We start from the raw sequence: 24,149 nt of genomic DNA, 5'->3' as shown, positions 1-24,149 counted from the left end.
TAAGATGGCCGCAATATGCCTACCGCCAACCTTATCTCTTCCCCCGCCACGGACCCGCTGGACTTTGGCGTGGCCGATCGGCTGCCCGTGCGCGATGCGGGGCATGGCCGCCTGCGCATCGGCGCCGTCCCGCAAGACGGCCGGCCCGGCCTGTTGTTCGTGCCGGGCGCCTACCACGGCGCCTGGTGCTACGCGCACTATCTGGATTACTTCGCGGCCGCCGGTCTGGCGTGCGCGGCGCTGGACATGCGCGGCCACGGCGACCTGCCGCAAGACGCCGGATTTCCGAACGTCACCATTGAGGACCTGGGCCAGGACGTCGTCAGCGCACTGGATGCGCTGGATGCGCCGACCGTTGTCGTGGGCCACAGCATGGGCGCGTTGCCGGCGCTGCTGGCCGCCAGCCGGCGGCCCGTGGCTGGCGTCGTGCTGCTGGCGCCCTCGCCGCCAGGCGATCTGCCCGGTGCGCTGGCCTTGCCTGCCGTGCCCGAGGACGCGCCGCGCACCGCCCCCGGCGAGGCGGAAATCCGCTCACGTTTTCTGGCGACCACACCGGACCGGGACGTTCGCGCGGTGGCGCGGCGGCTGTGCGCGGAAAGCCCCCAGGTCCTGAACGACCGATACCTGCTGCGCGTGGCCATCGGCGCGGCATCGATCCGCGCGCCCGGCCTCTGCCTGGAAGCGGGCCTGGACACGCATGACCGCCATCCACCGGGACAGGACCAAGCCATTGCGCGCCGCTACGGCTTTTCGCATGCCCTGCTTGCCGGACAACCGCACTGCATGATGTACGCAGACCATTGGCAGATCAGCGCCGGCGCCATCCTGGACTGGCATCGCAAGCAATTTGGCTGAGCCCCCGCAAGACAACGACGACCACAACGATAACGACGCGCCCAGGCGCACTCAGGAGACAGAGACATGACCATTTCCCGCTTGCTGCGTCCGGCGCTCGCCGGCGCCTGCCTGCTGTGGGCCGCGGCCTCGCACGCCGCCGGCTGGCCCGATAAGCCCGTGACGATCATCGTGCCCTCCGCGGCGGGCGGCGCGGCCGACCTGACCGCCCGCACCTTCGCGCAGTACTTGGGCGAGAAGACCGGGCAGACAGTGATCGTGGAGGATCGCCCCGGCGCCGGCGGCATCGTGGGCACCAACGCCAGCAAAAGCGCCGCGCCCGACGGCTACACGTTCCTCTTGTCCACGAACTCCACGCATTCGGCCAATCAGTTCCTGTACAAGACGCTGCCGTACGACGCGCAAAAGGATTTCGTGCAGGTCGGCATGCTGGGCACGTTCGGCACGGTGGGCGTCGTCTCGCCGGACAGCCCGTACCGGACCGTGCCCGAATTGGTCGAGTACGCCAAGAAACATCCGGGCGACGTCTTCTTCGGCTATTACAGTTCGTCCTCCCAAGTGCCGTCCGAACTCTTCAAGCAGCGGGCCGGCATCAACATCACCGGGGCGGCGTACAAGAACATCACGCAGATCATCACCGACCTGCGCGGCAAGCAGATCGGCTTCGCGTTCGTGGATTACCTGACCGCCATGGGCCAAATCGACGGCAAGGGTCTCGTCCCCATCGCCGTGACCGGCGCCCGGCAGCATGATGCCTGGCCCAGCGTGCCGACCATGGCCACCTACTATCCTGACTTCGTCGTGGCGGGTTGGCTGGGGCTGTCGGCGCCCGCCCGCACGCCGCCGGAGATCGTCGCCAAAATGAACGCCTACCTGCAGGCCGCGGTGCAGGACGACGCCACGGCGCGCAAGCTGCGCGCCTTGGGATTGACGCCGGAAGCGATGGACGTGGCGCGCTTTGATGCGTTCGTGAAGGAAGACACGGCCCGCTGGAAGGAATGGATCCGGATCGCCGGCATCCAGCCCCAATAAACCTGGCCCTTGCGCACGGCGGCGCGCCCTTTCTCTATATCTATATAGAGAAGGCGCGCCTTTCTACAGCGGCAGCCGCTGCTCGTGCTTGATTTCACGCAGCGCCACAATGGTGCGCGTCTGCCGGATGCCCGGCATGTTGAACAGGAACCGGTGCAGGAAGCGGTCGTAGGCTTCCGGGCTTTCCACCAGGATCTTCAACAGGAAGTCCGAATCGCCGGTCACGGCATAACACTCCAGGATTTCCGGGGCGTCGCGCACCGACCGCTCGAAGTTCTCGACCGTGTTGGCCGAATGCCGCTCCAGGCTGATCTGCGCAAACATGCAGCCCAGCCCCACCTTGCTGCGGTCGACCTGGGCGCTGTAGCCCTGGATCACCCCGCTCGCCTCCATCGCCTTCACGCGCCGCCACACCGGCGCGGCGGACAGCCCCACCTTCTCGGAAAGCTGCTGCGCAGAGGCGCGGCCATCTTCCTGCAGCGCCTTGAGGATGCCGATATCGGTCTTGTCCATTCGTTTGTCTCCTGGTTTTCTTGGAATACGAAATGTTCATTGCGAATTATAGGGATAGCACGATCCAAAAACGCAATAAACCTGATCCCTCGCGAACCTATCATGGTGCCAAATACCAGGAGCATTGACTATGGACGGTACCCCCGCCGCCGCACCCGAGCTGGACCTTGATTACCAGCTTGCCGACAACCTGACCCGCGAGTCCGGACGCATCTTCCTGACCGGGACGCAGGCCCTGGTGCGCCTGATGCTCACGCAGCGCCGGGTGGACCGCGAACGCGGCCTGAACACCGCCGGCTTCGTATCGGGGTACCGCGGATCGCCGCTGGGCGGCGTCGACATGGCCATGTGGAAGGCGCAGAAGGCGCTGGACGCCAACCAGATCACCTTCCTGCCGGGCATCAACGAAGACATGGCCGCCACGGCGGTCATGGGCACGCAGCAGGCCGGCGTGCGCGCTGACCGCAATGTCGATGGCGTGTTTGCCATGTGGTACGGCAAGGGACCCGGCGTGGACCGCGCCGGCGACGCGCTGCATCACGGCAATGCCGCGGGCGCCTCGCGCCACGGCGGCGTGCTGGTGGTGGTGGGCGACGACCACACCGCCGTGTCGTCCTCGATCCCGCACGCCAGCGAAGCGTCGCTGATCGGCTGGCAGATGCCCATCGTGCATCCGACGTCCATCGACGAATACGAGACCTTCGCGCTCTGGGGCTGGGCGCTCTCGCGTTATGCGGGCACGTGGGTCGCCTTCAAGGCCGTGTCCGAAACCATCGAAAGCGGCCATTCGTTCACGCCAGCCGCCATCCAGACTTACGACATGCCCGATGATCCGGACATGCCGGCCGGATCGCTGGAATACTCCGCGCGCGACTTCCTGTCGCTGGCGGTCGAAACGCGCATGAACCAGCGCATGAAGGCCGTCGCCGCCTTCGCGCGCCGGCACAGCATCGACAAGCTGACCTGTCCGGCGCCCAAGGCGACGGTGGGCATCGTCACCGTCGGCAAGGCGCACCTGGACACCATGGAAGCGTTGGCGCGCCTGGGCGTGGACACGGTCACGGCGAATGCGCCGGTGCGGATCTACAAGCCCGGCCTGACCTGGCCGATGGACGAAGGCCGGTTGCTCGACTTCGCGCGCGGCCTGTCGCACATCCTCGTCATCGAGGAAAAAGGCGCGGTGGTCGAAAGCCAGATCAAGGACATGCTGTTCAACCTGCCCGAGCGGCCGACGGTCGTGGGCAAGAAGGGGCTGGACGGCGAGCCGATGGTGACGTCTGCCGGCCAGCTGCGCCCGTCGCTGCTGGCCGCGCCGCTGGCCGGTTGGCTGTCGCGCGCCGCGGGGCTGCCCGTGAACCGCGACCTGTCGGCCTTCGAATGCCAGGCGCCGCTATCCAACGACGCGGACGGCATGCGCCGCCGCCCTTACTTCTGTTCGGGCTGTCCGCATAGCACGTCGACCAAGGTGCCCGAGGGCAGCCAGGCGCTGTCCGGCGTGGGCTGCCACTACATGGCCGCGTGGATGGACCGCGACACCGGCGGCCTCACGCAGATGGGCGGCGAAGGTGTCGACTGGATCGGCCTGTCCCGCTATACGAAGATGCCGCATATCTTCCAGAACATGGGCGAAGGCACGTATTACCACTCAGGCTACCTGGCCATCCGCCAGGCCGTCGCGGCGCGCGCCAACATCACGTACAAGATCCTGTTCAACGACGCCGTCGCCATGACCGGCGGGCAACCGGTGGACGGCCCGATCTCGGTGCCCCAGATCTGCCAGCAGCTGCGCGGCGAAAACGTGGCGCGCATCGTCGTCACCACCGACGAGCCCGAGAAATACCAGGGCGTGGACCTGGGCCCCGGCATCAAGGTCCACCACCGCCGCGAGCTGGACGCGCTGCAGCGCGAGCTGCGCGAGATCCCGGGCGTGACGGTCCTGATCCATGACCAGACCTGCGCGGCCGAAAAGCGCCGCCGCCGCAAGAAGAACCAGTTCCCGGACCCGGCGCGCCGCATGCTGATCAACAGCGCCGTGTGCGAAGGCTGCGGCGACTGCGGCGTGAAGTCCAACTGCCTGTCGGTCGTTCCGCTGGAAACGCCGTACGGCCGCAAGCGCGCGATCGACCAGTCCAGTTGCAACAAGGACTACTCGTGCGCGGAAGGCTTCTGCCCGAGCTTCGTGTCCGTCATGGGCGGCAAGCCCAGAAAGAGCGCGGCGCCCAAGGCCGACCAGGACCGCCTGCAGGGCATGATCGCCGGCCTGCCGCAGCCAGCCCTTCCTGCCTTGGACCATCCCTATCGTCTGCTGGTCGCCGGCATGGGCGGCACCGGCGTCATCACCATCGGCGCCATCGTGTCGATGGCCGCGCACCTGGAAGGCCTGTCGGCCGCGGTGCTGGACCTGACCGGGCTGGCGCAGAAAGGCGGCACCGTCGTGAGCCACATTCGCCTTGCCCCGGCGGGCTCGGCCGCTGGCCCCGTGCGGCTGGACTGGCAGCAAGCCGACGCGGCCATCCTGTGCGATCCGGTTGCCGCGGTCGCGCCGGACTCGCTGGGCGCCTTGCGCCACGGCCACACTCAGGTCACGGTGAACACGTACGTGGCGCCCGTGTCCGAATTCACGCGCAATCCCGACGCCGCGATGCGCCCCGAGGCGCTGCTGGCCAAGATCCGTCACGCGGCGGGCGACGCGCACACGGCCGCGATCGACGCGCATGAAGCGGCGCTGGCGCTGTTTGGCGACAGCATCCTGTCGAACATGTTCATGCTGGGCTACGCCTGGCAGCGCGGCGGCGTGCCGCTTTCGCAGGCTGCCATCTATCGCGCGATCGAACTGAACGGCGTGGCGGTGGCGGCCAACCGCGCCGCCTTCGACAGCGGCCGGCTTGCCGCGCATCGCCCCGACGCCCTGGAAGGCGCGCTGCGCCCGCGGGCCCAGGTCGTGCAGCTGCACATCCCCGAAACCTTCGAGCGCGCCGTGGCGCGCCGTGTCGAAGACCTGACGGCCTATCAGGATGCGGCCTACGCGCAGGCGTATCGGGACGTCGTCGACGCCGTCGCGGCCCGCGAGCGAGCCCTGGCGCCCGATGCCAAGACGCCCCGCCTGGCGATGGCCGTGGCGCGCGGCCTGTACAAGCTCATGGCGTACAAGGACGAATATGAAGTGGCGCGCCTCTATACCGGCGAGACGTTCAAGGCGCAGCTGGAAGGCCAGTTCGAGGGCGACTACAGCCTGCGCTTTCACATGGCCCCGCCCATCTTCGCCCGCAAGGATCCGCGCACCGGCGTGCCGCGCAAGATGACGCTGGGTCCGCGCACGATGTCGGCACTGAAATTGCTGACGCGGCTCAAGGGCCTGCGCGGCACCTGGTTCGATCCCTTCGGCCATACCGCCGAGCGCAAGATGGAACGGGCGCTGGTCACGGAGTACCGCCAGACCATCGATCAACTGCTTGCAGGGCTGACTGCGGACAACCTCGCGCAAGCGGCTACAATCGCCGCCCTGGCTGAAAACATTCGCGGCTTTGGCCACGTGAAGGCCGCCAATGTCGAGAAGTACCGGACCGATCTGGCCCGGCTCATGCAGAGCTATACAGCACCGGCCCCGCACGCCAGCGCCTTGCGGAAAACCGCATAAACAGCCGGTCTGAGTGGTCACTGACCTGGGCGCGCCTTGCGGGGCGCGCCTAGTGCATTTGGTTACAATCTTTTGTGGGATTCGTCTTATCTTCTTCTTGTCCCTGTAAACCTCGATCACTAGAATTAGTGGCCAACGAGGGGTGCTACACTACATCTTGTGGTCGCCTAAGCGCTGATTCCCGCCGGCCACGCCTTACGGACTAGCCTGTCCGGACGTTGCGACCCCCATTACAAGATCCAATTTTGACCAGACATGACGTCGTCATGTCTTCATCTACGCGCTTTTTCGCACAGGAGCTTCCATGCAGACTACGATCGCCTCTGTGACCCGGCCTTCGGCCGTGCCGCCCTCCCAAACCGATTCCCCCGCCGACGCCAACAGCGGCAAATGGGCCAGCTACAACATCATCCGCCGCAATGGCTCGGTGGTTGGCTTTGAGCCCAGCAAGATCGCCATCGCCATGACCAAGGCCTTCCTGGCCGTCAATGGCGGCCAAGGCGCCGCGTCCGCGCGTGTGCGCGAACTGGTCGAAACGCTGACCGGCCAGGCCGTCAACGCGCTGGTTCGCAACCGCCCCAACGGCGGCACCTTCCATATTGAAGACATCCAGGACCAGGTCGAACTGGCGCTGATGCGCTCGGGCGAGCATGACGTCGCGCGCGCCTATGTGCTGTACCGCGAAAAGCGCACGCAGGAACGCGCCGCCGCCGCTGCCGCCGAAGGCCAGCAAAAGGCTGACGCCGCGCCGCAGGAACACGTGCTGAACGTCACCGATGCCGGCGTGCGCCGCCCGCTGGACGTGGCCGAACTGCGCGCCACCATCGTCGCCGCCGGCGAAGGCCTGTCCGAGTTCATCGACGCCGAAGCCATCCTGAAGGAAACGGTCAAGAACCTGTACGACGGCATCCCTGTCGACGAAGTGTTCAAGTCCGCCATCCTGTCCGCGCGCGCGCTGGTCGAAAAGGATCCGGCCTACAGCCAGGTCACCGCCCGTCTGCTGCTGCACACGATCCGCAAGGAAGTGCTGGGCGAGGAAGTCTCGCAAGACGGCATGGCCACGCGCTACGCTGAATACTTCCCCACGTTCATCGCCCGCGGCATCGAAGGCGGCCTGCTGTCGCCCGAACTGGCCAGCTATGACCTGACCAAGCTGGGCAAGGCACTGAACGCCAAGCGCGATCTGCAATTCGGCTACCTCGGCCTGCAGACCCTGTACGACCGCTACTTCCTGCACATCCGCGGCACCCGCATCGAACTGCCGCAGGTCTTCTTCATGCGCGTGGCCATGGGCCTGGCGCTGCGCGAGAGCGACCGCGAAGCGCGCGCCATCGAGTTCTACGAGATCCTGTCCTCGTTCGACTTCATGAGCTCCACGCCCACGCTGTTCAACTCGGGCACGCTGCACTCGCAGCTGTCGTCGTGCTACCTGACCACCGTCTCGGACGACCTGGAAGGCATCTACGACGCCATCAAGGAAAACGCGCTGCTGGCCAAGTACGCCGGCGGCCTGGGCAACGACTGGACCCCGGTCCGCGCGCTGCGCAGCCACATCAAGGGCACCAACGGCGAAAGCCAGGGCGTCGTTCCGTTCCTGAAGGTTGTTAACGACACGGCCGTCGCCGTGAACCAGGGCGGCAAGCGCAAGGGTGCGGTCTGCACGTACCTCGAAACGTGGCACCTGGACATCGAAGAATTCCTGGAACTGCGCAAGAACACCGGCGACGAGCGCCGCCGCACGCACGACATGAACACGGCGAACTGGATTCCCGACCTGTTCATGAAGCGCGTCATGGAAGGCGGTGAATGGACGCTGTTCTCGCCGTCCGACTGCCCCGACCTGCACGACAAGTATGGCCGCGCGTTCGAAGAAGCCTACGTGGGCTACGAAGCGCGCGTCGCCAGCGGCGAACTGAAGCTCTTCAAGAAGATGCCGGCGCTGACGCTGTGGCGCAAGATGCTGTCGATGCTGTTCGAAACCGGCCACCCGTGGATCACGTTCAAGGATCCGTGCAACATCCGTTCGCCGCAGCAGCACGTGGGCGTCGTCCACAGCTCGAACCTGTGCACCGAGATCACGCTGAACACCAATGAATCCGAAATCGCAGTTTGCAATCTGGGGTCCGTGAATCTGGTCGCACACATGAAGCCGGCTGCCGGCGGCGGTTTCGAGCTGGACCACGACAAGATCAAGCGCACCGTCAGCATCGCGATGCGCATGCTCGACAACGTGATCGACATCAACTACTACGCCGTCGACAAGGCCCGCAATTCCAACGCGCGCCATCGTCCGGTGGGCATGGGCATCATGGGCTTCCAGGACTGCCTGCAGATGATGCGCGTGCCGTACGCATCGCAAGCCGCTGTTGAATTCGCGGATCGTTCGATGGAAGCGGTGTGCTATCACGCCTACTTCGCGTCGAGCCTGCTCGCCGAAGAACGTGGCCGCTATCAATCGTATGAAGGCTCGCTGTGGTCGCGTGGCATCTTGCCGCAAGACACGTTGAAGATGCTGCGTGATGAACGTGGTGGTCACGTTGACGTTGATGATTCGAGCACGCTCGATTGGGATACGTTGCGTACGCGCATCAAAGAACACGGCATGCGCAACTCCAATTGCATCGCAATCGCCCCAACCGCCACTATTTCCAATATCATTGGCGTATCTGCGTGCATCGAACCCACTTTCCAGAACTTGTACGTCAAATCGAATCTCTCCGGCGAGTTCACGGTCGTTAACGATTACCTCGTGCGTGACCTGAAGAAACTCGGTCTCTGGGACGAAGTCATGGTCGCCGACCTCAAGTACTTCGACGGCAGCCTGTCCCGCATCGATCGCGTACCTTCCGAACTCCGCGAACTCTACGCCACCGCGTTCGAAGTCGAACCGCGCTGGCTGGTTGAATGCGCGTCGCGCCGCCAGAAGTGGATCGATCAAGCCCAGTCGTTGAACATCTACATGGCTGGCGCATCGGGCAAGAAACTGGACGACACCTACAAGCTGGCATGGACGCGTGGCCTGAAGACCACGTACTACCTGCGCACCCTTGGCGCCACCAGCGCCGAGAAGTCCACGGGACGCGGCGGCGAACTGAACGCCGTCAGCGCGGGCAATCCGTCCACCGCCAACGCCGTTGCCGCAGCACCTGTTTTGCCGGAACCCGAAGTTCTCGGGGCGGTTTGCACCATGCGGCCGGGCGACCCCGGCTTCGAAGAGTGCGAAGCCTGCCAATAACCGCCTCCGGAGAATGAATCATGATTAATTGGGACGACGACACCACCGCCACGCAACCTGCACAACCTGCCGCGCCCGCGGCGGGCGGTCAGGCTGCCCCGGAAGTCCGGGCGGCGACGGGTGTGTTCGGCGACACCGCCATGCCCACGCCGGCCGCGCCTCAGCACGCAGCCGGCCTGGCTGCCAGCGGCGCGGCAACCTCGCAGCGCGTCAAGGTTGCCGACAAGCGCATCATCAACGGCCAGACCGACGTCAACCAGCTTGTGCCTTTCAAGTACAAGTGGGCGTGGGAAAAGTACCTGGCCACTTGCGCCAACCATTGGATGCCGCAAGAGATCAACATGTCGCGCGACATCGCCCTCTGGAAGAACCCGAACGGGCTCACCGAGGACGAGCGCCGCATCGTCAAGCGCAACCTCGGCTTCTTCGTGACCGCCGACTCGCTGGCCGCCAACAACATCGTGCTGGGCACCTACCGCCACATCACGGCCCCCGAATGCCGCCAGTTCCTGCTGCGCCAGGCATTCGAGGAAGCCATTCACACGCACGCCTATCAATACATCGTCGAAAGCCTGGACCTGGACGAAGCCGAGATCTTCAACGCTTACAACGAAGTGCCGTCCATCCGGGCAAAAGACGAGTTCCTGATCCCGTTCATCGACGCGATCGCTGATCCCAACTTCAAGACGGGCACGCCCGAAGCCGACCAGACGCTGCTCAAGTCCCTGATCGTCTTCGCTTGCCTCATGGAAGGCCTGTTCTTCTACGTTGGCTTCACGCAGATCCTGGCGCTTGGCCGCCAGAACAAGATGACCGGCGCTGCCGAGCAGTACATGTACATCCTTCGCGATGAATCCATGCACTGCAACTTCGGCATCGATCTGATCAACACCGTCAAACTGGAAAATCCGCATCTCTGGACGCCGGAATTCCGCGAAGAAATTCGAGAACTCTTCCGCAAAGCGGTCGAACTCGAATACGCTTACGCCGAAGACACGATGCCGCGCGGCGTGTTGGGCTTGAACGCACCCATGTTCAAATCCTACCTGCGCTTCATCGCCAACCGTCGTTGCCAGCAGATCGGTATCGAACCTCTGTACCCCCAGGAAGAAAACCCCTTCCCGTGGATGGCGGAAATGATCGACCTTAAGAAGGAACGCAACTTTTTTGAAACTCGCGTGATCGAATACCAAACCGGTGGCACGCTGAGCTGGGAGTAACGCAGTACGCCATCGAGCCCGGCGCGGGCACGCCCTTCTCTTTCCGATGGGCGTCGCGTTCGCGACAGGCTTGATGGCAAGCTCCTTGGTCAGGGTGTCTTCGAACACGTAGAACAAGCGGTCGGCGGCCTGTGAACAGGCCGCCTGCCGGCGCCATTTGAAATGGCTCGCGCCAAAGGGGCGGGGGCCATATCAAATGGCTGTGCCGAATTCATTAGCGCAAACCGTAGTAGCTGTTGCTCGCACAGAACAGCGGCATGCGCCGATGAATAGCCCGGGCACGGTCCGCCGATTGGCGGGTCGGGGCACGGGTTTAAGTTCTGGGACCCCTGAACCTAAGGAGCATGACCATGGCAACAGCCAAGAAAGCCGTCAAGAAAGCAGCGGTGAAAAAACCCGCCGCCAAGAAGGCAGCAGCAAAGAAGGCCGCTCCGGCCAAGAAAGCTGCCGTCAAGAAAGTTGCAGTGAAGAAAGTCGCGGCCGCCAAGAAGCCGGCCGTGAAGAAGGTTGCCGCCAAGAAGGCTCCCGCCGCCAAGAAAGCGGTTGCCAAGAAGGCCGTAGCCAAGAAGGCCGTTGCCAAGAAGGCTCCGGCCGCCAAGAAGGCTGTCGCTAAGAAGGCTGTCGCCAAGAAGGCCGTTGCCAAGAAGGCAGTCGCCAAGAAGGCCGTCGCCAAGAAAGCCGTAGCCAAGAAGGCCGTTGCGAAGAAGGCCGTTGCCAAGAAGGCTGTTGCCAAGAAGGCAGTCGCCAAGAAGGCCGTAGCCAAGAAGGCGCCCGCCGCCAAGAAGGCTGTTGCCAAGAAGGCTGCCGCCAAGAAGGCCCCGGCCGCCAAAAAGGCTGTTGCCAAGAAGGCCGTAGCCAAGAAGGCCCCGGCTGCCAAGAAGGCGCCCGCCGCCAAGAAGGCTCCCGCTTCCAAGCCGGCTGTTGCCGCCAAGAAGCCTGCCGCCGCGAAGAAGCCCGCTGCGAAGAAAGCCGCTCCGAAGAAGCCCGCCACGCCGCCCACCACGGCTGCTGCCCCGGGCGCGAAGACCGCGCTGAACCCCGCCGCGTCGTGGCCCTTCCCGACGGGTGGCCGTCCTTAATCCGGACGCGCCGAAGCGTTAGCTTCATCAGAGCCGCCTGGTTTGCACCGGGCGGCTTTTTTAATGTCTGCGCATCATGCCATCCAAATGGCTGACCCCTGCACCGGGCCCGATGCACTAGGACCGTACGCAATTTTTACGTCTGGCCGTGCGACAATTGATTCCTCTTTTTTGGGGTGATCGCGTCCATGCTCGGTGAAATCTTCCGCTTCCTTCTCGAAATCGTGTTCACGCTGTTTGGCGCGGCGCTGATTGCCCGCGCCTGGATGCACGCGATACGGCTGCACCCCTTCAACCCGTTGGCGCGCGCGATCTACGGAGCCACCAACTGGCTGGTGCTGCCGCTGCGCAAGATCATTCCCGCAGGCAACAAGATCGATTGGACCAGCCTGGTGTGCGCGTGGTTGTCGGCGCTGGTCTATCTGGTCCTGTTGTGGCTGGTGGCCATTGGCGCACTGATCCCCGCCGCGCTGCTGCCCGCCGCGATGGGCTCGGCCCTCATCATGACGGCAAAGTGGGCGCTGAACCTGGTGGTCTGGCTGACGCTGATCCAGGCCGTGCTGTCGTGGGTCAACCCGATGGCGCCGATGATGCCGCTGCTGCAATCGCTGACCGCGCCGCTGCTCGATCCCATCCGCCGCATCCTGCCGCGCACCTCGATCGACTTCTCGCCGCTGATCCTCTTGATCGCGGCCCAGATCCTGCTGATGGTCCTGGCTCGCCTGAGCTATGGCATGATGGGCGTGTGATCGCCTACACGGGAATCGCGCTGTAGATCTCGATCAGCTTCTTGCGGTCGATCTTGTGGTTGTTCGACATGGGCAGCGCCGGGCAGGCGACCAGTTCGGACGGCACCATGTAGGGCGGCAGGCGCTCGGCCAGCCGCTCCTTCCAGCCGGACAGGGCCTGCGGCGCCAGCAGCGCGGCTTGCTCGCCCGCTGCTTCCGAGCCCGTCACGAAACCAATCAGCCGCACCGCCGTGCCGTCGGGACGGCGCAGCACGGCGCAGGCGCTAGCCTCCACGCCCGGTAGCCCATGCAGGGCTTCGTCGATTTCCGCCAGCTCGATGCGGTAGCCGTTGAGCTTGATCTGGTCGTCCATGCGGCCGCGGCAGAACAGCAGCCCGCCCTCTTCCATCAGCCCCAGATCGCCTGTGCGGAACGCGCGGCGGCCGTCGTCGTAGGTGTAGAGCTTGGCCGCGTTCAGGTCGGCGCGATTAAGGTAGCCGCGCATCACGTGGTCGCCCACGATGCAGATCTCGCCCTCGTCCACCAGCAGCACGCTGTCCGGTTTGGCATGGCCGACCGGCAGCGGGTCATGCGCCGCCAGCACGGCGTCGGTGACTTCGATCCAGGTGGTGGCCACCGTGGCTTCGGTCGGACCGTAGGTGTTCAGGATGGACGCATCCGGAAAGCGCTGCCGCAGCTTTTTCGCCAGCGCCGCCGGCAGGGGCTCGCCGCAGAATAGGAACGTGCGCAGCGTGGGCAGCGTCGCCGGAGAGAAGTCGCGGTTGGCCAGCTGCTGATGCGCGAACGACGGCGTGGACACCCACACCGTGATGCCGTGGGCGGCCAGCCGGGCCATCCACGGACCGGGCGCGGCAATCTGCTCGCGCGCGTTGAGCACGCAGCTTCCGCCCGACGCCAGGGTGGCAAAGACCTCGTACATGGACAGGTCGAAACTGAAGGGCGCCTGGTTCATGAACACGGGCGCCTCGCCCAGGCCAAAGCTGCCGAGCATCCAGTCGCCAAGCAGGCCGACGCTTTCGCGGCCAATCTGCACGCCCTTGGGGTCGCCCGTGCTGCCCGAGGTGAACATCACGTAGGCCAGGCCGCGTTCTTCCAGCATGGCGCCCTCGCCCGCCGTGAAGCTGCCGGCCGCAGCGTCGAACACGGCGGCCGCTTGCACGATCTCCACGATGCGGCGCAGGCGCTCAGGCGGATAGATGGTGTCCACCGGCACGAACGGCGCGCCGATCAGCAGCGCGCCGACCATGGCGACGAAAAAGGCGGCTTCCTTGTGGCCGTAGATCGCCACGGGCACATCGGGTGCCACGCCGTGCTTGCGTGCGGCGTCGGCCCAGGCGTGCGCCTCGGTGCGCAACTGGGCCCACGTCAGGCTGCGGTCGGCGGCGGCAACCGCCAGCGCGTCGGGCGCGCGCCCTTCGTCGGCGAACTGGAAGGACTTCAGATCGAAACGCATGCCGTGACTCCCGGCGTCAGATAGGGCTGCGGCCGCTGAACACGTACAGCGCCAGCGCGGCCAGAATCAGGGTGAGCACGCGCCCCAGAAAGCGCATGACGGGCTTGGCCAGCGCGGCCTGCAATGCAGGCCGGGTGCGCGCCGCATTGATCAGCAGGTTGTGCCCCACCGAATACAGGCCGAACATCAGGCCGCTGACGATGTAATGCAGCGACAGTCCGTTCCACACCCCCATCGCCAGCAGGGTCGCGAAAATGCCGATATTCTGCGCCGCCAGGCGGTGACGGCCAAAGAAGCGGGTCTTGCTCAGCGCCTTGTAGATCGGCATGAACACGACATCGCGCAGCCATTCGGACAGGCTGATGTGCCAGCGGCGCCAGAAATCCTGCGGGTTGAGCGTGGCCAGCGGATTGCGGAAGTTGATCGGCAGCGTGAAGCCGAACAGCATCCCGATCCCGATCGCCATCGTCGAATAGCCGGCAAAGTCGAAGAACAGGTACGCGCTGTAGAGCGAGGCATTGAGCGCCACGCCCGTGAACGAATAATCGTGCGCGTCGAGCGTGGCCAGTCCGTAGCGCCAGATCAGCTCGGCCAGGCCGAATTTCTGGATGACGCCCACCATGATGAGTTCCAGCCCGATCAGCCACGTGTTCAGGTTGACCCCTTCGTAGCCGCGCTTCAGATCGGCCTGGAAGGCGCGCCAGCGGTACATGGGCCCCGCCAGCAGCGTCAGCGGGAAGAACAGGTAGATGAAATAGTCGAGCGGCGAGACGCGTTCGTTGCGCGGCGCGAACAGCAGCACGTCGATGGCGCGGAACGTGGCAAAGGACAGCCCGAGCATCGCGCCCAGGTGCGAGACCCCGGTCTTGACCAGCAGCAACGGCGTCATCGTGATGATGACGGCGAGCCAGGTGGGGATGTAGTTGCGGCGCATTGCCCACAGCGCGCCGCCGGAAATGGCCAAAAGCGCAATGGGTTGATAGGGCCGCGCCCAGAAGACCGCCATCCAGACGCCCAGGCAGATGACGCCGATGATGTGGCGGTACCCGATGCGCAGCGGCATGCCGGACGAGCGGTATGCGACGAGGCCAAGGCCGCCGAACAGCGCGCCGCCAAAGAAGCTCAAGCTAGCAAAGAGTTCCATGGTGCGCTCAGAACTGCTGGTATTGGAATTCGACCTTGATCGGTCCGCCGCTGCCCGTCGTGGGCTGCGCCTGCAGCACGAACACGAGGATCACGCCCACGTACAGGCACAGATGCCAGAAGAAGCGGCGCGCCCAGGGCGCGCCCGCATTGCGGGCTTCGTCTTTACGAAAGAATTTCATCGGGAAAAATACTCCGCAATGCCTTGATCGGCCATGGCCCAGCCGAGTTCGGCCAGGTGCATGTCGTCGCGCAGCATCCCCGGCTCGAAGGGAATGCTGTAGAGATCCAGGCACCCCATCTGATAGCGGGTGCACATGCCGGTGATGGCGGCCACCACGGGGTCGAACCGTTCGACGTCCAGGATGAGCTTGGGGTTGAACGGCTGGATGACGAAGTACGCCTTGACCTTGCGCTTTTGCAGCAAGGCCATCACACGCGACAGGTCGCCCAGCTCGGTGCGCGTGATCGGATCGACATCCGCGAACTCGTTGCGCGCCGGCGAGTACAGCGGCGCCAGATATTGCTGGTAGTAGTCGTCGCGCACATCGTAGGGATTGTTGCCGCCCAGGGTGTGTTCGACTTCGCGCGCTTCGTGCGTGATCCGGGACCACTGCCCGGCATTCAGGCGGGCGGACATCGGCCACGACACGTACCGGTGCGCGGGCACCGACAACTTGCTGCGCGGCTTGTCGGGCGCCGGTTCCTTGCGGGCTTGCCACCACAACGCCAGCTTGTCCTTCAGCTCGGAGACCTGGCCGTTGGCGATGAGCCACAGCAGCCCCCAGTTCGCGTTGTCGCTGATCCAGTTCTGCATCTGCTCGCGCGTGCTGGGCTGGTCCCACAGACGGTCCCAGACCGGGCCGGTGACGTGCTCGGCAAATGCGCTGCGCGGCAATTGGCCGCCGGAGGCGAACCACGCCGGCGACAGCATGATGACCAGCCGCGTGTTGGGCGTAAGCGAATCGGCCACCGATTCCAGCACGCTGACGATGCCATACGACTGGAACATCGCATGGCCGTAAGCGAGCGTCGGCACCTTCAGCTCTTCCGGGAAAAAGCGGTAGGGGACGAAACGCAGGTCGTGGCTGGAGAGCTCCGAGGATCCCAGCACCACCAGCGTGCCGTCGCTCAGGGCATTGCCCAGACGGTTCAGGTTGACGTGCTGGGTGCCCCAGTCGGGGCCCAGGTTGGGCAGGTAATTGCTCTTGTTGGCCGCCAGGGCCGAAGGCGAGGACGCCGGGTTGACGACACGGCTGAGCAGGTCATCCGCGCCGCAATACGTGCCTACCGCCAACGCCACCGCCGTCGCTGCCGCCGCGACGTGCGACAGGAACCGGGTATTACGAAGTATGGGCAGCGACATAGCCGGCAAGCACGCGGACCGACTGAAGGTGCTCTGCGATTTCGGGAGCCGGAATGCTGCAGCCGTACTCGGACTCGACCGCGAGCGTGATGTCCACGGCGGCGAGCGAATCGACCAGGCCGGTGGCAATCAGTTGCGTGTCGGGGGTGACTTTCTTCATGACGATCGACTCGACGATCTCGCCGATCTTGGTGTGGAGTTCTTGCTCGGTGTGCATAGATCTTGCAGCGTTACGTTGCCTGTTCGGCAAACCATCCCCCGCCCCGGGATTTCAGGCGCTGAGGATACAGAAAACAGCTGAAACCAAACTGAAAAATTCCAGCCAGCCAGAACGGCCGCCGGATGCACGTGGTTACATTAAATCCGGACTGCCGCGCCGTCGCAATCATTGCACTTCGGCCGTCGAATCGCCATGAAACTTATGGTGGAAATGGCGAGAAAAGGCTGGGAAAGGTAACGTTCGCGGGTAAATCCGGGGGGCCGCGTTGTGAGCGAGCGACATATTTTTACCTGTCGGCCTCCTGCTGCATTTGACCCTGATTCCCGGCGGCCGCCGCCGCCATGAAAAAAAGCCCGCTTGCGCGGGCTTTTTCGTACAGCGAGCTTTCCAAACGGTCGCGTGGATTACATCGGCGTGACGCGGGTCGGACCGGCGCCGCTGATGACCTGGACACGCTGGCCCACGCTGACGGGCACGTCGGCTTCCTGGGCGACGACACGCGTTTCGCCGTTGTCCAGGCGCACCGTGATCTCCAGGCCGGAGTTGGTCTGCGCGCGGTTTTCGACGGCGTTACCGGCCAGGGCGCCGAGGATGACGCCGCCCACCGTGGCGATCGTGCGGCCCGTGCCGCCACCGATTGCGTTACCGGCCACACCGCCCAGCGCGCCGCCGGCCACCATGCCTACGCCGCTGGACTTGTCGTTCTGAATGACGATCGGACGCACGCCAGTGACCGTACCGGTGCGGACGATCTGTTCGCGCTGTGCTTGATCGTAGCTATAGACACCGCTGGAGGCGCTGCGATTGGCGCAACCGCCAAGCACGGCCATCGACGTCACCACGGCCGCGACAGCCAACCAGCGGCCAGTGCGCGGCGTCACCAGGGAAATAGACTTTATATGATTCATTTGGACTCCTCATTCGGGCACGGCCGACGGTAACTGATGATACTCCGAGCGCAACGCCCGGCAAGTGCGCCAGCAACAGACTGAAACCCTCCGCCAGAAGCTGCAAAACGGGCCGGGAAACAACGGGCTACAGCCCGTTGCCATTGCGCATGGATTGGCATTCGACTCGTGCTGCGTACGGCGGTTCCCCGGCGTCCTTTTACGGTCAGGCGGGCAGATGGATGCCGTACGTGGCGTGCAGCACGGCGTCGATCTCGCCGCGCGTGGGCGCGTGGTTTTGCGGGCCGCGCGAGGCGATCTTGATGGCGCCCATCACGTTGCCCAGACGGCAGCTGTCTTCCCAGTTCCAGCCGCTGGTCAAGCCATACAGCAGGCCGCCCCGCTGTGCGTCGCCGCAGCCCGTGGGATCGACCACCTGCGACGCGCGCACCGGTTCGATCTGGATGGTCTTGCCTTCGGTGTGCAGGGTGGCGCCCTCGGCGCCGCGCGTCACGACGACGGCCTGCAGGGAACGGGCGATGTCCGCGACGCTGCGGCCGGTGCGCTGCTCGACCACGCCGGCTTCATAGTCGTTGACCGTAAGCGCCTGGGTCAGCTTGAGCATGCGCTCCAGGTCCGCGCCGTCAAAGAGCGGCATGGCCTGGCCCAGGTCGAAGATGAAGGGGATGCCGCGCTTGTTCAGGCGCTCGGCGTGGGCAAACATGCCTTCCTTCGCATCCGGCGCGACGATGGCCCAGGCGGCGTCGGCGTCGCTCAGGTCGTTCTGCGCGGCAAAGGACATGGCGCCCGGGTGGAACGCGGTGATCTGGTTGTCGTCCAGGTCGGTCGTGATGAAGCACTGCGCGGTGAAGGTGTCGGGGATGACCTTGACGCGGCTGACGTCGACGCCCAGGTCCGACAGGCGCTGCATGTACTCGCCGGCGTCTTCGCCAACGGTGGCGACCGGCACGGGTTTGCCGCCCAGCAGGTTCATGTTGTAGGCGATGTTGCCCGAGCAGCCGCCGAACTCCTTGCGCATGCTGGGCACCAGGAACGACACGCTCAGCGACTGAATGCGGTCGGCAAGAATGTGTTCCTTGAAGCGTCCTTCGAACACCGCGATGGTGTCGAACGCCATCGAACCGCAGACCAGAACAGGGGTTGCCATGCTTGTCATCCTTTACGGAAAAAACTTGTCGAGTTGGTAGCCATTGACCTGAACGCCGGTCACTTCAATGGGGACGGAAATCTTCAGGGCGCCTTGCGGGCCGAACGGGCCGGCCAGCTGCTGCGGCGTGAGGTAGTCTTCGGGCATCAACACCTTGCGCACGACCACCGTGTCCGACAGGTCATTCAGTTCCAGCACCAGCGCCGGCCAATATTGCGGCTTGTCGTAGCGGTTGTGCAGCATCACAGTCAGCACCAGGCGGGTACGGCCATCGTCGATGGCGGCGGCGCCCGTTGGCGGCTGCAGCGACGACGAGGAAATGCTGATGAGATCGCGCCGGCGCGCGTAGCCAACGGTGCAGTCCAGCGGCTTGCAGACAGCTTCCAGGACCGGGCGCAGCGCCGGCACGGAGTTGGCGATGTCGGTGCGATACGCGTACAGCAGTTGCATCGCCAGTGCGATCAGGCCCACGAGGCAGGCGTAGCCCCACAGCTTGCGCACCAGGCCGCTGCGCTCTATGCGGTCCTGGTCCAGGAATTCGGGCGGCGCCCGGCCCACGTCCGTGGCGCTGGAATAACGCGTGCGGGTGTCGCCCAGCACCGGCTCGTGCGCGCCGGCATCCCGGTCGTCGTCTTGATCGTATTCGTCGTCGCGCTCGAGGTCCCGCACGCCGTCGTACGCGTCGTCGTAAGTGTCGTCGTGCCGGTCGTCGTGCGGGTCGTCGTGCGAGTCATCGCGCAGATCTTCGCGCGGATCGTTGTACAGGTTGTTGCGCTCGCCGGTTGACGCGCGGCCGGCGCGCCAATCCAGCGTCGGCTCGTCCGATCGGCGGGCAACGATGGGTTCCTGGCGATACGCCGGGAGCGGGTGCGCGGGCGCGGCGCGGGGTGGCTCGGGCGCGCGCAGGAACGGTTCGCCGTCATCGTCGGCGTAATCGTCGTCTTCGATGTCGTCGTCGGCGACGGCTTGCGGCTCGGTGCGCTTGCGAATGTCATCACGGCCACGCAGCACCGCGGGCGGAACCGCCGGCGCGGACGGCATCGTGGGTGCGGACCGGACCATGGGCGCGGGCGGCGCCTCGGGTTCGTCTTCCCAAGGCAGGACGATACGTGGCTCTTGGGGCTGGGGCGGCGCGGGCGGCGCGGCTGCAGGCGCGGGCGGCTTGGCCGGCGCGTCTGCTGGCGCTCGCGCAGGGATGGCGGACGGCGCGTAGGCGGGTTCAGGAATCGGGGCGGCGGGCGGGTGCGGCTCGGGCGCGGCCAGGACCGGCGCGGCGACGGCCGCGGCGGAAGACGGCAGCGGCGCACTGGCCGGCGCTGTCGCGGCAACGGGCGCGCCCGGCGCGGACACCAGGCAGGCGCGGCCGTCGAACACGGTGGAGCAGGCGCCGCAACGCACCAACCCATTGCGGACCCGAAGCTGGTCGGGCACCACCTTGAAAGACGTGCCGCACTGCGGGCAGCGGGTGGTCAGAGCCATGAGGCGTGCTCCTGCTGCCGCAGCTTAAGGCTTGCGGCCGTGCAGGCACACCCAGCCGTCGCGCGCGCGCCAGACCGACATGGCAAGCCACGGCGCGTAAGCGGCGGCGACTTCCTCGGCCTGACGTTCTAGCACGCCCGACAGCACCAGATGGCCGCCCGCGGCGACGCGGCCGGCCAACATGGGCGCCAGCACCTTCAACGGATTGGACAGGATGTTGGCGACAACCACTTCGAACGTTCCGTCGGCCAGCGCATCGGGCAGCATGGCCTGCAGTTCGACCTTGTTGACCTCGGCGTTGAAGACCGTGCTTTGCACCGCCTGCGCGTCGATGTCGACCGCCTGCGTGGGGCCAGCGCCCAGCTTGCGCGCGGCGATGGCCAGAATGCCCGATCCGCAGCCATAGTCCAGCACGGTCGCGCCGGCAGGCAATTCGGCTTCCAGCCAGGCCAGGCACAGGTGCGTGGTCGGATGGCTGCCGGTGCCAAAGGCCAGACCCGGGTCCAGTTCGATATGGATGGCGCCGTCCTGGTCCGGCGCGGCCGCGGCGTCCATGCCCGGCACGTCGGGATTGTCGCGATGCCAGCTGGGGACGATCCAGAGCCGCTCGGCAATGTGGATCGGGCCGAACTGCGATTGCGTCAGGCGCACCCAGTCGGCGTCCGGCACGTCGCGCAGGCTCCAGCCGTCAAAGACTGACGCTTCGAGCTCTCCGGATTGCGCGGCTTCTTCCATGATCTGCGCGGGATCGGCTCCGTCCGGCAGCAAGGCGACGACGCGGTTGCGGTCCCAGGCCTGGACGTCGGGCTCGGTGCCGGGCTCGCCGAACAGGGGACGCTCGACGTCGGTGCCGAAGTCGGCGTCTTCGACGGAGACCGACAGCACGCCGGCTTCGAGCAACGCATCCGACAACGCTTCGGCCTGCGCCTCCGAGCAATGGAGCACGAGTTCACGCATGATAATTTCTCTTCCATCTGGTCAACGGGCCGCGGCATGCGCCGCGGCCCGATCAACCTTAAAACATCTACAAGGCAAAACGCAAAAGGGGCCGTGAGGCCCCAAAGTCGGTCAGGGACGCTGCGCCAACTTGTGTTCCAGATAATGGATGCTGGTGCCGCCTTCGATGAAGCGGGCGTCCTGCAGCATTTCGCGATGCAGCGGGATGTTGGTGGAAATGCCTTCCACCACCATTTCCGACAGCGCGATGCGCATGCGGGCCAGCGCCTGGTCACGCGTGTCGCCGTAAGTAATGACCTTGGCAATCATCGAATCGTAGTTCGGCGGCACGAAGTAGCCGTTGAACGCGTGCGAATCGATGCGAACGCCAGGACCGCCCGGCGTGTGCCAGTTCGTGATGCGGCCGGGGCTGGGCACGAAACGGAACGGATCTTCCGCGTTGATGCGGCATTCGATCGCATGACCCTTGAACGCGATGTCGCGCTGGCGCAGCGCGAACTTTTCGCCGGCGGCGATCAGGATCTGCTGCTGCACCAGGTCGATGCCCGTGATCAGTTCGGTGACCGGGTGTTCCACCTGGATGCGGGTGTTCATTTCAATGAAATAGAACTCGCCGTTTTCATACAGGAATTCGAACGTGCCCGCGCCGCGATAGCCCATCTTGCGGCAGGCGTCGGCACAGCGATCGCCAATGCGCTCGATCAGGCGGCGGGCAATGCCGGGCGCCGGCGCTTCTTCGATCACTTTCTGGTGGCGGCGCTGCATGGAGCAGTCGCGCTCGCCCAGCCAGACCGCATTGCGGCCGCCGTCGGCCAGCACCTGGATTTCGATATGGCGCGGGTTCTCGAGGAACTTCTCCATATAGACTTCCGGGTTGTTGAACGCGGCGCCTGCCTCGGAACGCGTCATCGTGACGGCGTTGAGCAGCGCGGCCTCGGTGTACACCACGCGCATGCCGCGGCCACCGCCGCCGCCTGCTGCCTTGATGATGACCGGATAGCCGACTTCGCGCGCAGTGCGCAGGATTTCCTGCGGATCTTCGGGCAACGCGCCTTCCGAACCCGGCACCACCGGCACGCCGGCTTCGATCATGGCGCGCTTGGCGCTGACCTTGTCGCCCATCAGGCGGATCGTGTCCGGACGCGGGCCGATGAACACGAAGCCGCTCTTCTCGACGCGATCGGCGAAGTCGGCATTTTCGGACAAGAACCCGTAACCCGGGTGGATTGCCTCGGAATCCGTGACTTCGGCGGCCGAGATGATGGCCGGCATGTTCAGGTAGCTTTCACGCGACGGCGCGGGCCCGATGCACACGGATTCATCGGCAAGGCGCACGTACTTGGCTTCGCGGTCGGCCTCGGAGTGGACGACCACGGTCTTGATGCCCAGCTCGCGGCAGGCGCGCTGAATGCGCAGGGCGATTTCGCCCCGATTGGCGATCAGGATTTTTTCGAACATGTTCAGCTATCAGCCAATGACGAAGAGGGGTTGACCGTACTCGACGGGCTCACCGTTTTCGACCAGGATTTCTTTGATGACGCCGGCCTTGTCGGCTTCGATTTCATTGAGCAGCTTCATGGCTTCAATGATGCACAGCGGATCGCCTTCCTTGACGGTGGCGCCGACGTCGACGAACGGGGCGGCGCCGGGGTTCGGCGAGCGGTAGAACGTGCCGACCATCGGGGCCTTCACGACGTGGCCTTGAATGACCGGGGCAGCGGGCGCGGCCGGTGCGGCGGCGGGCGCGGCGGCAGCCACGGGCGCGGCGGGCACGCCGGCTTCGGGCTGGTGGTAGGCCACCGGCTGCAGGGTCTGCGAGAACTTGACGATTCTGACCTTGCCTTCGCCTTCGGTGATTTCCAGCTCGGCGATGCCCGATTCAGCCACCAGGTCGATCAGGGTTTTGAGTTTTCGAAGATCCATAGAAGCTGCTTCCCGAGATAGTGTCGGCGTCGCCCCAGCGTCGGGTTCGCGCCGTATAAGATGTAAAAGCGTTGAATTTGGTGCGAGATCAGTGCCGCACTGCGTATCGCAGCGCGGCCTCGTAGCCGTCCGCGCCCAGGCCGCTGATCAGGCCCTGCGCCAAGTCGGACAGATAAGAGTGATGCCTGAACGGCTCTCGCTTATACAGATTGGACAAATGTACTTCAATAAATGGGATCGCGACCCCGGCCAGCGCATCGCGAATTGCGACGCTGGTGTGCGTGTAGGCCGCTGCGTTGATGATGATGAAGTCCGTGCCGTCCTGCCGTGCCGCCTGAATGCGGTCAACCAGCGCACCTTCGTGATTGCTTTGCCACGCAGTCAACGTGGCGCCCAATTCACCCGCGAGCAACTCGAGACGCTCATTGATCTGGGCCAGAGTAAGACTGCCGTAGATATGAGGTTCCCGGGTGCCAAGCAGGTTCAGGTTCGGGCCATGCAATACCAGTATGTTTTGCGCCATGCGCGTGCCAAATTGTGGATTGCCAATTGTTGGCAAAACAGCCGATAAACCAGCTTTTTACGCCAATTCCTACTATTTGTCCAACAGACTTACGCCTTCAGAGCCGCCAGGGTGCGATCCAGGTCATCGGGCTGGACTTCACCCAATATCTTTCGGTTAATGCTGCCATCTGCATTGAAAACGATAGTAAAAGGCAGGCCTCCGCTGGGATTTCCCAATTTACGCAGGGTATCGATGGCACCTGCGCCAATCACCCACAGCGGGTACGAAACCTGTACTTTCTCGACAAATTTTTGCATGTTGGCTGCAGTATCGACACCGAAGCCGACAAAGCGCACATTCGGGTATTTTTTCTGCAGGGCATCCAGCGCCGGCATTTCCTTTACGCACGGCGCGCACCACGTGGCCCAGAAATTGACCACGATGGGCTGTCCCTTCCAGCCTTCCAGCGAATGCGAAGCGCCGGCCAGATCGGGCAGCTTCATCTGCTTCAAGGCGGCCACCGGATCGCCGGCGTCGGCTGGCGCCGCGGCGTCCTGGGACTTGCGTCCCATCAACGTGTAGCCGCCCGCGACAGTCGCGGCCACGGCCACGGCGGCGGAAAGAAGTAGGCGTCGATTCATGGCGCGATGATAACCGTTGCGGCCGTTTTACGCCGCACCCGCGCGGCGCCGGCTTGTCGCGGCGCTATATATACAATGCAGGGCAGG

General features: G+C 64.8%; 21 protein-coding genes. 7 read left to right on the top strand and 14 right to left on the bottom strand.

The annotated features are described in order from the left end of the window. The first annotated feature begins 15 nt into the window (after positions 1–15). Positions 16–855: an alpha/beta hydrolase gene (locus LN047_RS03000; protein WP_373981137.1), complete on the top strand. Its 840-nt coding sequence runs from the start codon at positions 16–18 to the stop codon at positions 853–855. A gap of 66 nt (positions 856–921) precedes the next feature. Continuing rightward, positions 922–1,887: a tripartite tricarboxylate transporter substrate binding protein gene (locus LN047_RS02995; protein ID WP_226848001.1), complete on the top strand. Its 966-nt coding sequence runs from the start codon at positions 922–924 to the stop codon at positions 1,885–1,887. A gap of 63 nt (positions 1,888–1,950) precedes the next feature. Here the strand turns inward: LN047_RS02995 and LN047_RS02990 are convergent, their stop codons facing one another. Further along, positions 1,951–2,400 (bottom strand): Lrp/AsnC family transcriptional regulator, encoded by a 450-nt coding sequence (locus LN047_RS02990; RefSeq protein ID WP_008159001.1) that lies wholly within the window; start codon positions 2,398–2,400, stop codon positions 1,951–1,953. Between the two features lie 130 nt (positions 2,401–2,530). Between LN047_RS02990 and LN047_RS02985 the strand changes: the two genes are divergently transcribed. The 5 genes from LN047_RS02985 to LN047_RS02965 all read left to right on the top strand — a co-directional run bounded on the left by LN047_RS02985 (position 2,531) and on the right by LN047_RS02965 (position 12,320). Then, positions 2,531–6,037, top strand: coding sequence for an indolepyruvate ferredoxin oxidoreductase family protein (locus LN047_RS02985; RefSeq protein ID WP_373981136.1), 3,507 nt, complete (start codon positions 2,531–2,533; stop codon positions 6,035–6,037). A 304-nt stretch (positions 6,038–6,341) separates the two neighbouring features. Continuing rightward, entirely contained in the window at positions 6,342–9,272 is a 2,931-nt protein-coding gene (locus LN047_RS02980) for a ribonucleoside-diphosphate reductase subunit alpha (protein ID WP_373981135.1), read from the top strand. 20 nt (positions 9,273–9,292) lie between these two features. Next, positions 9,293–10,492, top strand: coding sequence for a ribonucleotide-diphosphate reductase subunit beta (locus tag LN047_RS02975; protein WP_056327816.1), 1,200 nt, complete (start codon positions 9,293–9,295; stop codon positions 10,490–10,492). 350 nt (positions 10,493–10,842) lie between these two features. Then, a complete protein-coding gene (locus LN047_RS02970) occupies positions 10,843–11,571 on the top strand; it encodes a histone H1-like DNA-binding protein (RefSeq protein ID WP_062841584.1) in 729 nt (242 codons plus the stop codon). A gap of 188 nt (positions 11,572–11,759) precedes the next feature. Next, positions 11,760–12,320 (top strand): YggT family protein, encoded by a 561-nt coding sequence (locus LN047_RS02965; RefSeq protein ID WP_056327927.1) that lies wholly within the window; start codon positions 11,760–11,762, stop codon positions 12,318–12,320. Positions 12,321–12,324: 4 nt separating this feature from the next. Here the strand turns inward: LN047_RS02965 and LN047_RS02960 are convergent, their stop codons facing one another. The 13 genes from LN047_RS02960 to LN047_RS02900 all read right to left on the bottom strand — a co-directional run bounded on the left by LN047_RS02960 (position 12,325) and on the right by LN047_RS02900 (position 24,062). Next, positions 12,325–13,773, bottom strand: a complete 1,449-nt coding sequence (locus tag LN047_RS02960; protein ID WP_373981134.1) for a D-alanine--poly(phosphoribitol) ligase — start codon at positions 13,771–13,773, stop codon at positions 12,325–12,327. 16 nt (positions 13,774–13,789) lie between these two features. Beyond that, positions 13,790–14,917: an MBOAT family O-acyltransferase gene (locus LN047_RS02955; protein ID WP_062841582.1), complete on the bottom strand. Its 1,128-nt coding sequence runs from the start codon at positions 14,915–14,917 to the stop codon at positions 13,790–13,792. Positions 14,918–14,924: 7 nt separating this feature from the next. Then, positions 14,925–15,098 carry a hypothetical protein gene (locus LN047_RS02950; RefSeq protein WP_128829895.1) on the bottom strand — a complete coding sequence of 58 codons (174 nt, stop codon included), beginning with the start codon at positions 15,096–15,098 and terminating at the stop codon, positions 14,925–14,927. Next, positions 15,095–16,282, bottom strand: coding sequence for a D-alanyl-lipoteichoic acid biosynthesis protein DltD (locus tag LN047_RS02945; protein WP_175236551.1), 1,188 nt, complete (start codon positions 16,280–16,282; stop codon positions 15,095–15,097). Before LN047_RS02945 ends, LN047_RS02950 begins: the two co-directional genes overlap by 4 nt. Then, positions 16,260–16,499 (bottom strand): acyl carrier protein, encoded by a 240-nt coding sequence (locus LN047_RS02940; RefSeq protein ID WP_008159625.1) that lies wholly within the window; start codon positions 16,497–16,499, stop codon positions 16,260–16,262. Before LN047_RS02940 ends, LN047_RS02945 begins: the two co-directional genes overlap by 23 nt. Before the next feature lie 407 nt (positions 16,500–16,906). Beyond that, entirely contained in the window at positions 16,907–17,410 is a 504-nt protein-coding gene (locus LN047_RS02935) for a glycine zipper 2TM domain-containing protein (RefSeq protein ID WP_056327811.1), read from the bottom strand. Positions 17,411–17,615: 205 nt separating this feature from the next. After that, positions 17,616–18,557: a carbohydrate kinase family protein gene (locus LN047_RS02930; protein WP_152383330.1), complete on the bottom strand. Its 942-nt coding sequence runs from the start codon at positions 18,555–18,557 to the stop codon at positions 17,616–17,618. Positions 18,558–18,569: 12 nt separating this feature from the next. Further along, on the bottom strand, positions 18,570–20,036 hold the full coding sequence (locus LN047_RS02925; RefSeq protein WP_373981133.1) for a DUF3426 domain-containing protein: 1,467 nt from the start codon (positions 20,034–20,036) through the stop codon (positions 18,570–18,572). Positions 20,037–20,060: 24 nt separating this feature from the next. Continuing rightward, positions 20,061–20,993 (bottom strand): 50S ribosomal protein L11 methyltransferase, encoded by a 933-nt coding sequence (gene prmA / locus LN047_RS02920; RefSeq protein ID WP_152383328.1) that lies wholly within the window; start codon positions 20,991–20,993, stop codon positions 20,061–20,063. A gap of 111 nt (positions 20,994–21,104) precedes the next feature. Then, complete coding sequence (accC, locus tag LN047_RS02915) at positions 21,105–22,451, bottom strand: acetyl-CoA carboxylase biotin carboxylase subunit (protein ID WP_217618991.1); 1,347 nt, start codon at positions 22,449–22,451, stop codon at positions 21,105–21,107. A 9-nt stretch (positions 22,452–22,460) separates the two neighbouring features. After that, positions 22,461–22,916 (bottom strand): acetyl-CoA carboxylase biotin carboxyl carrier protein, encoded by a 456-nt coding sequence (gene accB, locus LN047_RS02910; protein ID WP_063951929.1) that lies wholly within the window; start codon positions 22,914–22,916, stop codon positions 22,461–22,463. Between the two features lie 88 nt (positions 22,917–23,004). Beyond that, positions 23,005–23,439 (bottom strand): type II 3-dehydroquinate dehydratase, encoded by a 435-nt coding sequence (gene aroQ, locus LN047_RS02905; RefSeq protein WP_056327805.1) that lies wholly within the window; start codon positions 23,437–23,439, stop codon positions 23,005–23,007. An 89-nt stretch (positions 23,440–23,528) separates the two neighbouring features. Continuing rightward, positions 23,529–24,062: a TlpA family protein disulfide reductase gene (locus LN047_RS02900; RefSeq protein WP_373981132.1), complete on the bottom strand. Its 534-nt coding sequence runs from the start codon at positions 24,060–24,062 to the stop codon at positions 23,529–23,531. Positions 24,063–24,149 lie beyond the last annotated feature (87 nt).

Source organism: Achromobacter sp. JD417 (assembly GCF_041879325.1).
In the GTDB taxonomy this organism is placed as follows: domain Bacteria; phylum Pseudomonadota; class Gammaproteobacteria; order Burkholderiales; family Burkholderiaceae_B; genus Achromobacter; species Achromobacter mucicolens.
This window is presented reverse-complemented; position numbering and strand designations above follow the sequence as displayed.

Excerpts from the sequence above, each read along its gene's own strand:
- LN047_RS03000 (WP_373981137.1), top strand. The coding sequence starts at position 16 with ATGCCTACCGCCAACCTTATCTCTTCCCCCGCCACGGACCCGCTGGAC.
- LN047_RS02995 (WP_226848001.1), top strand. The coding sequence starts at position 922 with ATGACCATTTCCCGCTTGCTGCGTCCGGCGCTCGCCGGCGCCTGCCTG.
- LN047_RS02990 (WP_008159001.1), bottom strand. The coding sequence starts at position 2,400 with ATGGACAAGACCGATATCGGCATCCTCAAGGCGCTGCAGGAAGATGGC.
- LN047_RS02985 (WP_373981136.1), top strand. The coding sequence starts at position 2,531 with ATGGACGGTACCCCCGCCGCCGCACCCGAGCTGGACCTTGATTACCAG.
- LN047_RS02980 (WP_373981135.1), top strand. The coding sequence starts at position 6,342 with ATGCAGACTACGATCGCCTCTGTGACCCGGCCTTCGGCCGTGCCGCCC.
- LN047_RS02975 (WP_056327816.1), top strand. The coding sequence starts at position 9,293 with ATGATTAATTGGGACGACGACACCACCGCCACGCAACCTGCACAACCT.
- LN047_RS02970 (WP_062841584.1), top strand. The coding sequence starts at position 10,843 with ATGGCAACAGCCAAGAAAGCCGTCAAGAAAGCAGCGGTGAAAAAACCC.
- LN047_RS02965 (WP_056327927.1), top strand. The coding sequence starts at position 11,760 with ATGCTCGGTGAAATCTTCCGCTTCCTTCTCGAAATCGTGTTCACGCTG.
- LN047_RS02960 (WP_373981134.1), bottom strand. The coding sequence starts at position 13,773 with ATGCGTTTCGATCTGAAGTCCTTCCAGTTCGCCGACGAAGGGCGCGCG.
- LN047_RS02955 (WP_062841582.1), bottom strand. The coding sequence starts at position 14,917 with ATGGAACTCTTTGCTAGCTTGAGCTTCTTTGGCGGCGCGCTGTTCGGC.
- LN047_RS02950 (WP_128829895.1), bottom strand. The coding sequence starts at position 15,098 with ATGAAATTCTTTCGTAAAGACGAAGCCCGCAATGCGGGCGCGCCCTGG.
- LN047_RS02945 (WP_175236551.1), bottom strand. The coding sequence starts at position 16,282 with ATGTCGCTGCCCATACTTCGTAATACCCGGTTCCTGTCGCACGTCGCG.
- LN047_RS02940 (WP_008159625.1), bottom strand. The coding sequence starts at position 16,499 with ATGCACACCGAGCAAGAACTCCACACCAAGATCGGCGAGATCGTCGAG.
- LN047_RS02935 (WP_056327811.1), bottom strand. The coding sequence starts at position 17,410 with ATGAATCATATAAAGTCTATTTCCCTGGTGACGCCGCGCACTGGCCGC.
- LN047_RS02930 (WP_152383330.1), bottom strand. The coding sequence starts at position 18,557 with ATGGCAACCCCTGTTCTGGTCTGCGGTTCGATGGCGTTCGACACCATC.
- LN047_RS02925 (WP_373981133.1), bottom strand. The coding sequence starts at position 20,036 with ATGGCTCTGACCACCCGCTGCCCGCAGTGCGGCACGTCTTTCAAGGTG.
- prmA (WP_152383328.1), bottom strand. The coding sequence starts at position 20,993 with ATGCGTGAACTCGTGCTCCATTGCTCGGAGGCGCAGGCCGAAGCGTTG.
- accC (WP_217618991.1), bottom strand. The coding sequence starts at position 22,451 with ATGTTCGAAAAAATCCTGATCGCCAATCGGGGCGAAATCGCCCTGCGC.
- accB (WP_063951929.1), bottom strand. The coding sequence starts at position 22,916 with ATGGATCTTCGAAAACTCAAAACCCTGATCGACCTGGTGGCTGAATCG.
- aroQ (WP_056327805.1), bottom strand. The coding sequence starts at position 23,439 with ATGGCGCAAAACATACTGGTATTGCATGGCCCGAACCTGAACCTGCTT.
- LN047_RS02900 (WP_373981132.1), bottom strand. The coding sequence starts at position 24,062 with ATGAATCGACGCCTACTTCTTTCCGCCGCCGTGGCCGTGGCCGCGACT.